This window comes from Cesiribacter sp. SM1 (assembly GCF_020178975.1).
Taxonomy (GTDB): Bacteria; Bacteroidota; Bacteroidia; order Cytophagales; family Cyclobacteriaceae; genus Cesiribacter.
On the sequence record NZ_JAHXBU010000041.1, the window covers coordinates 74,993 to 90,831 of the forward strand.

A 15,839-nucleotide genomic window follows, 5' to 3' on the forward strand; every position below is an offset into this window, starting at 1 on the left:
AAAGCTGGATTAACATTACATCTAAAACCTTTCAGACAGGTACTAAACAGGCATTTATGAGTGCATCTATGCCATGATTTTATACTATTTGAGCTAATTATACCCAAATAGCACTGTAAGTTCCTGAATGAAACTAACTTATTTTCTAACGGTCTGCCTACTAAATTGCCATCTGTATCATTAAGAATAACCATGATCAGATTTCTGCTCTTAACTTTTATTTCTATATATGGACTACACCCGGTTCATGCTCAGTTAAGTATAGGCCCTAAGGCAGGCACCCACGTGAGTCTTACCCGCTTTGCAGAATCAGACTACAGAGCCAGCCATACTTCTTATATAGTACCAGGCTATCATGGAGGAATTGCCGCTAATTATAAAGCAAACAAGTTATACTCTATCCAATTTGAATTTTTGTACAGCAGAATAGGGCGCCATGTGGTTCGAACAGACCCTTATCGAAGCCGGGTTACCAACAGATCGTCCTACCATTATATTAATATGCCAATTATGCTGCGCCTAAGCAAGCATAAGGCAATTAGGGGAAATCACCTGGAAGTATATATGAATGTAGGCCCTAGCTTTAATTACTGGCTGGGCGGAAGTGGCCGTATAGCCTCCAGCGAAATTGAAGAAAACACTAGCATGAATCCTATGCCTTATGATATTCATTTCAATGAATCACAAGGCTCCTATATTAACAGTATGTATGTAGCTCACCCAAACAGACTACAGATGTCGCTTGATTTTGGCGGAGGCGTACTCTTTGACCTTGGCTTTTCCAACCATATATTTGTTGATCTGCGCACAAGTCTGGGTATAGGCAAAACCTATATGGGAGAAAAGAATGGAGGTGATTTTGGATTGTTTGATTACACAGAAAATCTGGAAGCTGTGAATCATATATTTGCCGTATCCGCTGGTTACTCAAGAGATTTTGACCTTAGAGCAATTTTTGTGAAAGGTAAAATCAAAAGACGTTAGATACTCAAGACAAGCGTATAACACCCTGCCTGCTGATTCATCCACTACAGAAGATACCTTTAAGTCTACTCCTTCTTTCTATAGTGTTACTTTTTGTGTATCGCTATGTCAGGACGGGACAATGTATAAAACAAAAAACCCGGCTCAACAGAGCACGGGTTTTCTGTTATCTAACCTTCTCACTATTACTCCTCTTCAATCTGAACCTCGTTGAGGTTCAGGAACTCGACGTGGCGCTGGTCGTTCAGGGTTACGCCAATTACATCTTCCTTATTCACGCGGCCGGCCAGAATTTCCTTACTCAATGGGTTCAGGATCTCACGCTGCATTACGCGCTTCAGCGGACGGGCACCAAAGGTTGGATCGAAACCTACCTCACCCAGGTAGTCCAGCACATCGTCGGTGGCTTCCAGCTTCACCCCGTTTTCTTCCAGGCGCTGCTTAATCAGGCGGAACTGGATGTCCACAATCTGGCGGATCACGCTCTTATCCAGCGGGCGGAACATGATTACCTCGTCGATCCTGTTCAGGAACTCCGGACGTACCTGCTTGCGCAGCCCTTCCATCACCTCATTCTTGGTGCTTTCCACCACCTCATCCTCGTTGTAAGGATTCAGCTCCCTGAAGCGCTCCTGGATCAGGTGCGAACCAATGTTGGTAGTCATGATGATGATGGTGTTCTTAAAGTTTGCCACACGGCCTTTGTTGTCCGTTAGGCGGCCATCATCCAGCACCTGCAGCAGGATGTTGAACACATCGGGGTGTGCCTTTTCGATCTCATCCAGCAATACTACTGAATAAGGCTTGCGGCGCACCGCCTCAGTTAACTGTCCGCCTTCATCGTAACCTACATAGCCGGGAGGCGCTCCCACCAGGCGGCTTACCGCATGGCGCTCCTGGTATTCACTCATATCGATGCGCACCATGGCATTATCATCATTGAAGAGATAATCAGCCAGGGCTTTGGCCAGCTCGGTTTTACCCACACCGGTTGTACCCAGGAAAATGAACGACCCAATAGGGCGCTTAGGATCCTGCAGACCGGCACGGCTGCGGCGCACAGCATCAGAAAGGGCTTCGATGGCTTCTTTCTGTCCGGCTACGCGCTTGCCCAGCTCTTCTTCCAGGTGCAGCAGCTTTTCGCGCTCGCTCTGCAGCATTTTACTTACCGGAATGCCGGTCCAGCGGGCTACTACTTCTGCAATATCCTCGGCATCTACCTCTTCTTTAATAAGAGAGTTGCCCTGGTTCAGCTCCTTAACTTTCTGCTGCAGTACCTTAAGCTTTTCTTCGGCTTCGCGGATGTGACCATAACGGATCTCGGCTACACGTCCGTAGTCGCCCGAACGTTCGGCCTGCTCGGCCTCCAGCTTAAAGCGTTCAATATCTTCCTTGGTCTGGCGGATGCCCTGCACCACCTCTTTTTCGCTTTCCCACTTGGCTTTCAGGCCACTGCGCTTCTCGTTCAGATCGGCTATTTCGCGGGTCAGCTGTGTTTCTTTATCGATGTCTTTTTCGCGGCGAATGGCCTCGCGCTCAATTTCCAGCTGCATAATACGGCGGTTCAGCTCATCGAGCTCTTCGGGCATGGAGTCGATCTCCAGGCGCAGCTTGGCAGCGGCCTCGTCCATTAGGTCAATGGCCTTGTCTGGCAGAAAACGCTCTGTAATGTAGCGCTGGCTAAGCTCTACAGAGGCAATCACGGCATCGTCTTTAATCCGCACACCGTGGTGCAGCTCGTACTTATCTTTAATACCCCGCAGGATAGAGATAGCATCTGGCACGCTTGGCTCATCTACAGTCACTGACTGGAATCGACGCTCCAGGGCTTTGTCTTTCTCCACATACTTCTGGTACTCCTTAAGCGTGGTAGCACCGATAGTGTGCAGCTCGCCACGGGCCAGGGCTGGTTTCAACAGGTTGGCCGCATCCATGGCACCCTCGCCACCGCCGCCTGCACCAATCAGCGTGTGCATTTCGTCGATGAAGAGGATAATCTCCCCTGCGCTGTCCTGCACCTCCTTGATCACTGCTTTCAGGCGCTCCTCAAATTCACCTTTGTACTTGGCACCTGCTACCAGCAGACCCATATCCAGGGCCACAATCTGCTTGCTCTTCAGGTTTTCGGGCACGTCGCCCTGCACAATACGCTGGGCCAGGCCTTCTACAATGGCGGTTTTACCCACACCAGGCTCACCCAGCAGAATTGGGTTGTTTTTGGTACGGCGGCTCAGGATCTGCAGCACGCGGCGAATCTCTTCGTCGCGGCCAATCACAGGGTCTATCTTGCCCTGCTTGGCCATCTCGTTCAGGTTATTAGAGTAACGCTCCAGCGACTTATACTTAGCCTCAGCGTTTGCATCTGTTACCTTGCTGCCACCCCGCAGTTCTTTGATGGCGGCTTTCAGGTCTTTTTCGCTTACACCCTGATCTTTCAGAATTTTACCGGCACGGTCGCCTGAATTCAGAATACCCAGGATAATATGTTCAATGGCTATGAATTCATCGCCAAAATCTTTCAGGTAATCCTCTGCCTTGCGCAGGGCAGCAGCAGAAGCATTGGAAAGGTAGGGCTGTGAGCCACTTACCTTTGGATAGCCCTTGATGAGCTCATCCAGCTTATTATCGAGCTGAAGGCGGTGAACGTTCAGCTTTTTCAACAGGTAAGGCACTACGTTTTCGTCAACCGTCAGCAGTGCCTTTAGCAGGTGGCCCGGCTCAATTGCCTGCTGCTGATTGCCAACGGCAACCTCACCAGACTTTTGAATGGCCTCCTGTGCCTTGATTGTATATTTTTCGAAGTTCATAGGTTCTATCTTATTTTCATCAGCATAATATCAAATGCTGCACCAAGCTAAATGTTCTGCTATTTTCAAGACATAATGTCATTTTTTAAAGAAAATATAATGACAAATCAGACATAATGGCTACTTATTGGCACATTAGTCAAAAAAGAAAAGCTCCCGGACAGGCATGCTGTACTGCCAGAAGCTGCCCCAGGGCTGGGGTAGCTTTTGGGACTATTTATGGCCTTTACAGCTTTCAGACTTACACCTGCTTTTAACGAGCCGGAACCGAACTAAGCTTGCACAATGCCGGGAACTGTGCCGGATCTATCTCCATGTTGGTACATCGGCATGATTTTTAGACCCAATTGCATTGCCAGGAATGGTCATAACGAACGGAAATCCTACTTACGTAAGCACATCACCCCTATTCAACAATAATTTTCAGGTCTATCAACAGCACATATGGGCTCTATTGGGCAGAAATAGACTTTTCCAACCTGCAAGTCCTGCTCAATACTGGATTATTACAAAATATATGGATAGTACAGATCAGTAACTCACTAACAAATACCGCCTTTTATTCTAGTTAGATAAGGCAAAAGTATAAAATTGAGAGAGCTGCTGATTTAATGACCTCCCCGCCTGTAGCAAAACTTACACACACCGTTCAAGCAAGCACCCAGCCCTGCCCATCCTTTATTTCGGGGTCTCCGTCTTTTTATAAAACTTGTGAACGGATAAATACGCTTGCTACATTGCGAACTTCTTAATGCCGCAGCACGATTTTCGTAATGCCATTGCTTTGCAGCGATTTAGCCCCTTTCAACTAAACTATTCCTTTATGAAAAAACTGCTACTTACGACGCTCTGGCCATGCCTGCTGCTGTTGTTTGCGCCTGGTGCAGTATTTGCCCAGCCTGGTGCGGCCCGACAGGCTTCTGCCAGTTTGGAATGCTGCGCCGATCAGCCCATCTGTGCAGGAGAAACAGCAAATCTAACTGTGTCACTGGAAGGTCAGGCCCCATATACCTTCCGATACAGCGATGAAACTTGTGTACACACCGTTAGCACTTCCAATAAAATTTATAAACTGAAGGTTTCGCCCACTACTACCCGCAGCTACAGCCTGGTGAGCATGCAGGATGCCAGTGGCGCAGGCCAGGTTTGTGGCACAGCCACTGTGGCAGTAAACCAGTGCACACCACCTGCCAGCGGAAAAGACTGTTCTGACAACTGTTTCGACAGCCAGATCGTGAAGCAGGAAACGGTGGGCTCCTGCACCACCTACACCATTAAGGTAACGAATGACGGCAGCTGCAGCTCTGCGCTCTCTCACTACAGCATTTCCATACCCTGCGGCCGCGTTACCGAAGCCAGCAACTCAAAAGGCTGGCCTATGGAAATTGGCACCACCGACCCCACCACCGGCATAACCGGCATTAAGGTAGATAACATCAAGGGATTTGGCGAAGACCGCAAGGCCGGCAGCTTTACCGTTACTTATACATTATGCGCCACTGCATGCGGCGGCAGCGACCCCTACTGCGGCTTCCTGGTAGCATACAAGGCCGGCACCTGCGTAAACTACAGCACTGCAGCCCCTCCATACCAGCCCATGAGCGGCAGTCTGGCAGCCACCAACATAAAGTGCTTTGGCCAGAACACCGGCAGCGTACAGCTTAGCTTAACAGGTGGTAAAGCACCTTACACCTACAGCTGGAGCAACGGTGCCACTACTGCCAACCTGAGTAACGTAGCCGCTGGCAATTACAGCCTCACGGTTACAGATGCCGCCAGTAAAAAACTGGTATTAAACACTAAAGTGCTACAGCCACAGGCGCTGCTGGCACAGGCTACTACCAGCCACACAAGCTGCGGCAACAACAATGGCAGCTTAACCTTAGCGGTGAGTGGTGGTACTGCTCCCTACACCTACACCTGGAGCAATGGTGCCACGACTAAAAATATCAATAACCTTGCTGCCGGCACTTATTCGGTTACCATCACCGATGCCAACAAATGCACTTTAACAGGCAGCTACACCATACAGGGCTCCAGCGCACTGCAGCTTAGCCTAAGCGGCGGCAACAGCGGCTGTACTGCCTCTGCCATTAATGCTGCCGTTAGTGGCGGCACTGCCCCTTACACCTACAGCTGGAGCAACGGCGCAACCACTGATTCAATTACGCCCGAAGCCGCCGGCACCTATACCCTTACCGTAACAGATGCCGCCGGTTGCACCACCACTGCCAGTACCACTACCAGCGGTACAAGCATGCCTGTGATAATAACCTATGAGTACTCCAGCCCCAGCTGCGCCAATGGTAAAGATGCCTGGATCGATCTGAATGTTATTGGCGGCACCGGTTCCTACACCTATCGCTGGTCTAACGGAAGCACTACAGAAGATTTACAGAACATCTCTTCCGGCAGCTACACTGTTACCGTTACAGATGCCGGTGGCTGCAGTGCTACTGCAAGAATTTCAGTACCGCTTACACAGGCAATAAGTGTGGTGGCTACTGAAATAATACAGGCCGACTGCATGGGTAACCTTGGTGGCCTCACGGTTTCTGCCTCCAACGGTACAGCTCCCTACACCTACACCTGGTTGCATGGAGCTAGCGGCGAAAGTATAGAAAACCTGGAGCCTGGCTACTATACCGTTACAGTTACCGACGATATGGGCTGCTCAAGCAGCCGCACCTTCCAGATCAAAGAGCCTAACTATCCACAGGTACAGATCAGCGGAGGCTCCTGCGGCACCAGCACCCTTACAGCAATAGGCAGCGGCGGAACAGCCCCATACAGCTATGAGTGGAGCACTGGTGCTACCACAGGCAGCATTGGCGCAGAAGCCGGCGAGTACTACACCGTAATCATCACCGATCAGAATGGCTGTACTGCCTCTGCCGATATACAGGTAGATGAAATAGGCAGCACCATAAACGCTACTACTGCTGTTACACAACCCAACTGCTACGGCGATACCAACGGCAGCATAGACCTTTCGGTAAGCGGCGGCACAGGCAGCTACACCTACAAATGGTCTAACGGCAGCAGCACAGAAGATCTTAGCAATGTTGGTGCAGGCACTTACACTGTAGTGGTTACCGACGAAAGCGGATGTACCAAAACAGTTACTGCAACCATTAGCAGCCCTGCTGCCATTACAGTAACTGCCACTGAAATTATTCAGGCTAACTGCCATGGTTTAGGAGGCATTAGCATAGAAGCTCAGAACGGAACAGCTCCTTATACATACAGCTGGACACACGGTGCAGAAGGTAACCACCTGGAAGATTTACAGGCCGGACAATACACTGTAGTGGTGACTGATGCAAAAGGCTGCTCTACCCGCAAAACCTTTACCATTCTTGAAGAGCAGGCTCCTGCCGTAAGCATTACCAATACCGGTAACTGCACCACGCAGCAGCTTAGCGCACTGGTTTATGGCACCACCGGCCCCTACACTTACCTGTGGAGCACCGGCCAAACAACCGCCTCTGTTACACCTGCCGTAAGCGGTTCTTACAATGTGGTGGTAACAGACAGCAACGGATGTACTACTACTGCCTATACAGAAGTAACCCTGGGCGAAAGTGCCCTGGTACTGCATGCAAATGTAGAGCAGGCAAGCTGTTCTGGTGCTGCAGATGGCAGTGCCACCATTGAGGTAAGCGGCGGCAGCGCTCCTTACACCTACGACTGGAGCAATGGTTTAAGCTCGGCTTCTGCCAGCAACCTTGCCGCTGGTGTATACTCTGTGCGTGTAACAGACAGCAGGGGCTGCTATGATGTAGTTGCTTTTGAAATCAGACAACCTGCTCCGATCTACATAAGCTTACTGGGTGGCGCACCAAGCACCTGCGGTATGCCTAACGGAAGCTTAACCATTGAGGTAGAAGGTGGCGTTGCTCCTTATACCTATAAGTGGAACACAGGCGCCACCGGCAGCACCATTACAGGCTTAGTTGTTGATTCCTACACCGTGGCAGTTATTGATGCCACTGGTTGCTCTAAAGAAGCAACCTTTGCCGTACCGGAAGTAACTGATAACAACGAGGTAGCCGCCATCATGGAAGATTGTATGGATACAATGATCGCCGCAGGCCAGTCTGCCGCTATCACCGTAAACTTCAGCGGAAATGCACCTTACACCTTCAGCTATACAGATGGCAAGCAAACCTACAGCCTAACTACCTCGGCAAACCCTTATGTGTTAAACGTGCAGCCGCTCAAAACCACTACTTACCAGCTGCTAAGCGTAAGTGGTAACTGTGGCGAAGGCATGGCAGTAGGCCAGGCAACTGTAACCGTAGTTACGCCTAAAACACCTGCCTGTACAGACGGCTGCTTCAGCACCGACCTTATCAGTGCAAGCACTACCGGCAGCTGCATCACCTACACACTCAAAGTAAATGCAGGTAGCGATTGCCGCTACGACCTGTCGCACTTTGAGGTAGCAGTACCATGCGGCAAAGTAAGCAGCATGAACAACTCAAGAGGCTGGCCAATGTCTGTAGGCCTCGATCCTACCACAGGGGTTTATGGTATCAAGGTTGATAACATCCAGGGCTTTGGCAACAATGAGAGCTTTACCATTACCTACAGCCTGTGCAACACCGATAGCTGTACCGACAGCCCTGCCCTTTGTGGCCAGATGGTTGCATACAAAGCTGGCCAGTGTGTGTACTACGGCAAAGCAACCCCTGCTGCTACCGGAACACCTCCGGTTAGTGAGAACCCATCTTACGATGGTGTGTTAGGACCAGGCATGTCGCTGAATCTGTACCCTAACCCGCTAACTGCCGGCCAGGTGCTTACTGCAGAAATTGAGAACCTGTTTGTTAGTACTACAGCTACCTTTACCATCAGAACCCTTACAGGCCTGAAGGTATACGAGATAGCACAGGCAGTAACCCCAGGCAGTAATAAGGTGCAGCTAAGCTTACCTAGCCTGGCTCCCGGCAGCTACCTGGTGAGCGTAAGCATCTACAATAACCAGTACACCAAACAGTTATTCATATACTAGAAATCTAAAAGTGAGATTTCCTCCTCTGATAAAAAGCCGGCCCTTCATGAGGGTCGGTTTTTTTTGTTTCTGATAATTTGCATGCCTGATAGCACCTCGGGACCTGATAACACCTGGCTGTATTCGCAAATGCACTAATCACCAGCACAATAACCCTGTGCCTATATTTTCACGTTAGCACTTATACACATTTTGCGCATTAGCACATTAACTTTTGTAACTTGAACCCGAACTAAATTTTTTGAGGCATGAGTGTAACACGCCCCCTTAATTTAAGCCAGTGGATTGAAGATCACCGGCACCTGCTGAAACCGCCTGTAGGCAACAAGCAAATCTATACCCAAACCAAAGATTTTATAGTGATGATCGTTGGCGGCCCCAACAGCCGCAAAGATTATCACCTCAATGCTACCGAAGAACTCTTTTACCAGATAGAGGGTGAAATAACCGTAAAGATCATTGAAGACGGAAAACCGGTAGACATTAAGATAGGCCCCGGAGAAATGTTCCTGCTGCCGGGCAATGTACCCCACAGCCCACGCCGCCCCGCCAACACGGTTGGCCTGGTGGTAGAAAAGATCCGCCCCGAAAAAATGGAAGATGGCTTTATGTGGTACTGCGAAAACTGCGGCCACAAACTCTACGAAGAATATGCCATGGTTACCGACATTGTAGAGCAACTTCCCATTATCATGGAGCGCTTCTGGAGCAATGATGATTTACGCAGCTGCGATAATTGCGGTACCTATATGGAAAAACCACAAGCCCCGCAGGGAAGTTAAATAGGTATGGGGCATGGGGTATGAGCTTCTGCTGTAGCTGGCATCAGGCCTTTCTGCATTTATGATTCTTTCTCATTTATGCAGTGACTTTGGCAACCTGCTAACACAGGATCTATCAACTTTGCAGCCTGGGTTCACTACTTCATACCTCATACCCGATACTACATACCCCACACCCCCTTAAACCTATGCAATACCAAAATACCGAGGCATTTGCCAGAGAACAAGACCAGCAAGACCCCCTGGCCCGGTTCAGGGAACGCTTTTTGTTTCCGATTGTAGCTGATGATTCCAGGGAAGGCATGAGAACAGCCATTTACCTTTGCGGTAATTCGCTGGGCCTTCAGCCTAAAGCTACCCGCAACTACCTGGAGCGCGAGTTGCAGAAGTGGGGACAGTATGCGGTAGATGGCCACTTTCATGCCGAAGAACCCTGGTTTACCTATCACAAGCTGCTAAGAGAGCCGCTTGCCCGCCTGGTGGGAGCACTGCCGCAGGAGGTGGTAGCCATGAATAACCTCACCAGCAACCTGCACCTGATGATGGTAAGCTTTTACCGGCCTGCCGGGCAGCGCTACAAAATCCTGATGGAGGGCGGTGCTTTTCCATCCGATCAGTATGCAGTAGAATCGCAGGTACGCTTTCATGGATACACTCCGCAGGATGCTATCATAGAGGTTAACCCTCGCGCCGGCGAGCATACCCTCCGCACCGAAGACATTCTGGCAGCCATCGACGAACATAAGGAAAGCCTGGCCCTGGTGCTATTCAGCGGCATTCAGTACTATACCGGTCAGGTGTTTGATATGCAGGCCATCAGCAGTGCTGCGCATAAAGCAGGTGCTTTTGCCGGTTTCGACCTGGCGCATGCCATTGGCAATGTGCCCATGCAATTGCACGAGTGGGAAGCCGATTTTGCCGTTTGGTGCAGTTATAAGTACCTCAATAGCGGGCCTGGCAGCACTGCAGGCGCTTTTGTGCATGAGCGGCACATCAACAATACTGATATTCCGCGCTTTGCCGGCTGGTGGGGGCATAACGAGGAGGAGCGCTTTAAAATGGAAAAAGGCTTTAAGCCTATTGCCGGCGCCGATGGGTGGATGCTAAGCAACAGCAACATATTACCCCTGGCAGCCCAGCGCGCCTCTCTGGATATGTTTGAAGAAGCAGGCATAGAACAGCTGCGCCAGAAAAGTATGCAGCTGACAGGCTACCTGGAATGGATGCTGTGCAACAGCATTGGCTGCGATAAATGGGGCATCGAGATCATTACCCCCAGCCAGCCTGAGGCCCGGGGCTGCCAGCTTTCGCTGTTTGTACACAAGGGAGGCAAGGCTGTTTTCGATAAGATCGACAGTGCCGGTGTTATTGGCGACTGGCGCGAGCCCAACGTAATCAGGGTAGCGCCGGCACCCCTCTATAACTCGTTTATGGATGTATATGTATTCTGCCGTATCTTTGAGCGCGCACTACAGGAAGTAGTAGGGTAATTTTTATGGATTAACAGGCAGCTAAGGGCTGCCTCTGTATTTTATGATTGATTTTTCTAAGAAGTATAAGGGAAAGGTTGCCGTCTTGGGTGGTGGCCTGGTAGGTGCACTTCACGCTACTTTTCTTGCCCGCAAAGGCTTTGATGTTACACTCTATGAGCAGCGAACCGACATCCGCAAGGTAAAGCTAAAAGAGAACAGATCGATTAACCTGGCCGTGAGCACCCGTGGCTGGAGTGCCATGGAGCTCCTGGGCATAGCCGACCAGGTACGTGAGCATGTAGTACCCATGAAGGGCCGCATGATGCACGACAAACAGGGCAAAACAAACTTCCAGGCATACAGCACCGACGATAAAGCCATCTTTTCCGTATCGCGCGGGCGCCTTAACCAGCTCCTGCTGGAAATTGCCGAAAAGCATGGGGTAAAGCTCCGCTTCAGCCACAAATGCACCTTTGTAGACCTGCAGCATGGCATTGCCTATTTTACCGTAGCGGCAGAAGAAATGAGCGAGGTGAACATAGAAGCCGACCTGATCATTGGTGCCGACGGTGCCTTCTCGGCCGTGCGTAAAGCCATGCAGCGCACCGATCGCTTTAACTACAGCCAGTCGTACATCGACTGGGGCTACAAAGAACTTACCATACCACCCACAGCCGGGGGTGAGTGGGCGCTTGAGCCCAATGCACTGCACATCTGGCCCCGCGGCAATTTTATGCTCATCGCCCTGCCAAACATGGACCGCTCCTTTACCTGCACCCTCTTCCTGCCTTTTGAGGGAGATGTAGCCTTTGAAAAGCTAACCGATGACCAGCAGGTTGCCGGTTTCTTTAACAGCTGGTTTCCCGATGTAGTGCCCCTGATGCCGGAACTGCAGGAAGAGTTTCAGCAGAACCCTACCTCATCACTGGTAAGTATTAGCTGCTATCCCTGGACCCGCTACAACAAAGCAGCCCTGGTAGGCGATGCCTCCCATGCCGTTGTGCCTTTTTACGGACAGGGCATGAATGCCGGTTTTGAGGATGTACGGGTATTTATGGAGCTGGTAGATGAGCATGAGGCCAACTGGGAAAAGGTACTGCCTGCCTATGAGCAGCTGCGCCGCCCCGATGCCGATGCTATTCAGGAATTAGCGATGGCAAATTTTGTGGAAATGCGCCATAGTGTTGCCGATGAAAAATTTTTGCTGCGGAAGAAGATAGAAGCCGAGCTGCACCGCCGCTATCCTAACCACTGGATGCCGCTTTACAGCATGGTTACCTTTAGCAACATTCGTTACTCCGATGCCCAGGAGCGGGGTCGCCTGCAGGATAAGATCATGGATGGTGTTATGGCGCAACCCAGGATTGAGGAGCGCTGGCAGTCACTGGATTTTGAAGAAATAGCCAGCCGGTTACCTGTATTGCAGGAGCTTAGCCAGTAGCTGCGAATGGGGTAGCGGGTAGGGAGTAGTGTGCTTACCGCAGCTCATCGAAGGGGCTCATATCTTCCTTGCTTAAGCCAAAGCGGTTGCGCAGGTACGTCATCTTGCTTTCTTCTTCGGCAGATACGCCATTGGAGGCATCGGCAAAAAGCCAGGCAGTCTGGGAAACAAACTTTTTGGCGTAGTGGTTTTCCAGGAAGTACTTCTCCAGGGTGTTCAGAAAAGGCTCCTCCCAGCTGGAGAGGTGCTTTAAGAGGTAAGCAAACTCCTGGCGGTAAAGCAGGGTTAACCTGTTGGCTTCTTCTGTGGAGAGCTCCTCCCGGTAAGAATATCCCAGGCCCTCAGCGAGCCGCTGACAGTACAGCCACTCTTCCCGGTCAACAATACCATCGGAAGCAGCAATGAGCAGGGCCGGGAAAAAGGCTAGAAAAGAAGTAAACTGATCTACGCTTAGCGAGATCTGGCGCACATCCTGGTAATGCTGGTACAGCTCTCGTATGTGTTGGTTAGGCATGAGGGGAGGTAGTTCGGAAGCGCTAATTTATAAAAGAAATTCTTTTAAATATAAGATTCTTTACAAATCGGCATATTATTTATGTAATAAAAAAAGTTGTATTGATCTAATTACAAAATGAAAAATAAGGCCGCAGCTGTAATTGGCGCAGGTATTGCTGGTTTAGCCACCGCTATTCGCCTGGCTAATAAGGGCTTTTCTGTAGATGTGTTTGAATCTAATACCTATCCCGGCGGCAAGCTTAGCCAGCTGCAATTGGGCGCTTACAGGTTTGATGCAGGCCCTTCACTGTTTACCCTGCCCCAACAGGTAGAAGATCTCTTTGAACTCTCAGGCTATAAAGCAGAAGATTACTTCCAGTACCGCCGCTTACCTTTAAGCTGCCGCTATTTTTACGAAGATGGTACCATTCTGCATGGCTATGCCGATACCGATAAGTTTGTTGAAGAGATAAGCCAAAAGACCGGGGCTAAAAAAGAGGATGTGCAGCAGCACATAAGGCATAGCGCCCGCTTGTATTCCCTGCTCGCAGACCTGTTCATGCACCGTTCCCTGCACAACTGGGGCACCTGGCTTAGCTTTAAATCTTTAAAGGCTTACCTGAACCTGCCACGCCTCAACATATTCCGCAGCATGCACAGCGCCAACGCGGCAAGGCTAAAGGCACCCAAGGCGGTACAGCTCTTTAACCGCTATGCTACCTATAATGGCTCTAACCCCTACCAGGCACCTGCTACCCTTAACATCATTCCGCACCTGGAGATGGGCATTGGCGCCTATATGCCTGTGGGCGGCATGCATGCCATTACCCAAAGCCTTTATGAGCTGGCACAACGGCTGGGGGTAACATTCCATTTCAACAGCCCGATAAGCCAGATCCTTACCGAAGGAGACCGGGTAAAAGGGCTGCTGACAAACGGCGCAGAACACCCATTTAACGTGGTGGTGAGCAATGCCGACCTGTTACACACTTACCGCAAGCTGCTCCCCAACCATAAAGCGCCGGAGCGCCTGCTACGCCAGCCCAAAAGCAGCTCTGCCCTTATTTTCTACTGGGGCATTAAAAAAGGATTTCCGGAGCTCGACCTGCACAACATCTTTTTCAGCGAAGATTATGAGCAGGAGTTCAGGCATATTTTCGAAGAAAAAACAGTGTGGCACGACCCTACAGTATACATCAACATCACCTCTAAATACGAAAAGGGCGATGCCCCGGAAGGCTGCGAAAACTGGTTTACCATGATCAATGTGCCCCACAACAGCGGGCAGGACTGGGATACTTTAATCGCTACAGCCCGGCAAAACATTCTTAAGAAGCTCAGCAGAATACTGAAGATTGATATTGAACCACTGATAGAGGAAGAGGGCATTCTGGACCCGAGAACCATTGAAAGCAAAACCTCCTCTGCCTTTGGCGCCCTGTACGGCAACAGCAGCAATAGCCGTTATGCTGCTTTTTTGCGTCATGCCAACAAGAGCAGTACCCTTAAAGGACTGTACTTCTGTGGCGGAAGCGTGCATCCCGGCGGTGGCATTCCGCTCTGCCTGCTATCTGCCAAAATTACGGCCGGAATGGTGAAATCATTTTAACCGGGACTTCTTTTGGTGTTTGAAGACTGGCTGGATTTGTAATCAGTGCCGGGCAGGCCGCAGGTATTCGCGCTGGAGCATCGACATGAAGACAAGGTTTCGGTAAATGCCATCTTGTTTGATGCACTCCCGCATAGTACCTTCTTCAATAAAGCCTTCGCTTTTGTACAACTGCCTGGCACGCCCGTTATCTTCAAATACATCGAGCCACAGGCGGTGGCACAACAAGTGTTCAAAGCAGTGCTCCTTTACCAGTGCAACAGCCTGCCGGCCATAGCCCATGCCCTTTAAGGCTACCACTATTCTGCGAAACTCCACAGACTGGTTCGGGTTGTTTAATCCGGCCAGCAGCACAAAGCCTATAGTACTACCTTCTTCGGTTGTAAGCTTCAGGTGCGCTTCATCTTCGCTTTCCAGTGCCTGCTGATGCTGGCTGAGGCTATATGGAATTATAAATTCTTTATTATCAGGATGGTGCTCCATCCTTATCACGTCCTTTAAATCAGCAGCGTTGGTGGGTATCAGGCTAAGCATCGTTTATTTATGGCTTGTTTGTCTTCGGCTTGGCTGCATACTTACTTCTTCACGCCCAAAATATCCCTGAACTCTTCTTTACCTTCTGGCAGGCGCTTCAGGTTTTCGAGCATGCTAATGGAGCGGTCTATGCGGAGCTGGCTGCTTTTTACGCTGCCAGCATGATTGATGATGTAGCGCTGCATGCCGGGAGACAGCAGGTGAAAGCGACGGTTCCCCTCATCATCCTGCCGGAGTAGTTCGGCAAACTCTTCGCATACTTCTACCCCATATTTACTCCTGTCTTTCTGCAGCATTACTGCAGCCTCATCTCCAAACTTCAGGCCCAGCTTTTTCAGGCGTGCAGCATTAATGCTGATGTACGCCCTGCCTTCTCCCAGCGCCATCAATCCGCACTGAAAAGTAAGAGATCCGTTAACTGTACACAAAAGGCGCATTTTCAGGCTGCCCAGCTGCTCTACCACTTCTTTGGGTATCTCCAGGTAGGTCATGTTGTTGAGGCGCTCCAGGCGATGGATATGCGTACGAAATTGTATGCCGTCAGTGGTAACAGTCATTACATTGATGAATTAAGCCTTACACCTGCTTAATTTATGAAATATTTAATGGCTCCACCAATAACAGCTGCGCTGCTTTTTTCTAAGAGCTCCTATAATTCCTCTACAAGCGGCGGCATATTAAAAGAGGCCAGTCCTTTA

Annotated in this window: 10 protein-coding genes; 6 read left to right on the forward strand and 4 right to left on the reverse strand. The window is 50.1% G+C overall.

The features are described from left to right. The first annotated feature begins 192 nt into the window (after positions 1 to 192). Complete coding sequence (locus KWJ01_RS06110) at positions 193 to 984, forward strand: outer membrane beta-barrel protein (protein WP_224995544.1); 792 nt, start codon at positions 193 to 195, stop codon at positions 982 to 984. A gap of 185 nt (positions 985 to 1,169) precedes the next feature. Here KWJ01_RS06110 and clpB read toward each other — a convergent pair whose 3' ends face one another. Then, on the reverse strand, positions 1,170 to 3,791 hold the full coding sequence (gene clpB / locus KWJ01_RS06115; RefSeq protein WP_224995545.1) for an ATP-dependent chaperone ClpB: 2,622 nt from the start codon (positions 3,789 to 3,791) through the stop codon (positions 1,170 to 1,172). An 823-nt stretch (positions 3,792 to 4,614) separates the two neighbouring features. Here clpB and KWJ01_RS06120 point away from each other — a divergent pair. From KWJ01_RS06120 to KWJ01_RS06135, 4 genes are all read left to right on the forward strand, one after another. After that, positions 4,615 to 8,808, forward strand: a complete 4,194-nt coding sequence (locus tag KWJ01_RS06120) for a SprB repeat-containing protein (RefSeq protein ID WP_224995546.1) — start codon at positions 4,615 to 4,617, stop codon at positions 8,806 to 8,808. Between the two features lie 248 nt (positions 8,809 to 9,056). Further along, entirely contained in the window at positions 9,057 to 9,590 is a 534-nt protein-coding gene (locus tag KWJ01_RS06125; protein ID WP_224995547.1) for a 3-hydroxyanthranilate 3,4-dioxygenase, read from the forward strand. 188 nt (positions 9,591 to 9,778) lie between these two features. Next, positions 9,779 to 11,080, forward strand: coding sequence for a kynureninase (gene kynU, locus KWJ01_RS06130; protein WP_224995548.1), 1,302 nt, complete (start codon positions 9,779 to 9,781; stop codon positions 11,078 to 11,080). Between the two features lie 43 nt (positions 11,081 to 11,123). Then, complete coding sequence (locus KWJ01_RS06135) at positions 11,124 to 12,503, forward strand: NAD(P)/FAD-dependent oxidoreductase (protein ID WP_224995549.1); 1,380 nt, start codon at positions 11,124 to 11,126, stop codon at positions 12,501 to 12,503. A gap of 34 nt (positions 12,504 to 12,537) precedes the next feature. Here KWJ01_RS06135 and KWJ01_RS06140 read toward each other — a convergent pair whose 3' ends face one another. Further along, positions 12,538 to 13,017, reverse strand: coding sequence for a hypothetical protein (locus KWJ01_RS06140; RefSeq protein ID WP_224995550.1), 480 nt, complete (start codon positions 13,015 to 13,017; stop codon positions 12,538 to 12,540). Between the two features lie 117 nt (positions 13,018 to 13,134). Between KWJ01_RS06140 and crtD the strand changes: the two genes are divergently transcribed. Continuing rightward, on the forward strand, positions 13,135 to 14,607 hold the full coding sequence (gene crtD, locus KWJ01_RS06145) for a 1-hydroxycarotenoid 3,4-desaturase CrtD (RefSeq protein ID WP_224995551.1): 1,473 nt from the start codon (positions 13,135 to 13,137) through the stop codon (positions 14,605 to 14,607). 42 nt (positions 14,608 to 14,649) lie between these two features. On the opposite strand, the gene KWJ01_RS06150 is transcribed toward crtD, so the two are convergent. Together KWJ01_RS06150 and KWJ01_RS06155 are read right to left on the reverse strand one after the other, a co-directional pair. Beyond that, a complete protein-coding gene (locus KWJ01_RS06150; RefSeq protein ID WP_224995552.1) occupies positions 14,650 to 15,141 on the reverse strand; it encodes a GNAT family N-acetyltransferase in 492 nt (163 codons plus the stop codon). A gap of 41 nt (positions 15,142 to 15,182) precedes the next feature. Next, complete coding sequence (locus tag KWJ01_RS06155) at positions 15,183 to 15,698, reverse strand: YdeI/OmpD-associated family protein (protein ID WP_224995553.1); 516 nt, start codon at positions 15,696 to 15,698, stop codon at positions 15,183 to 15,185. Positions 15,699 to 15,839 lie beyond the last annotated feature (141 nt).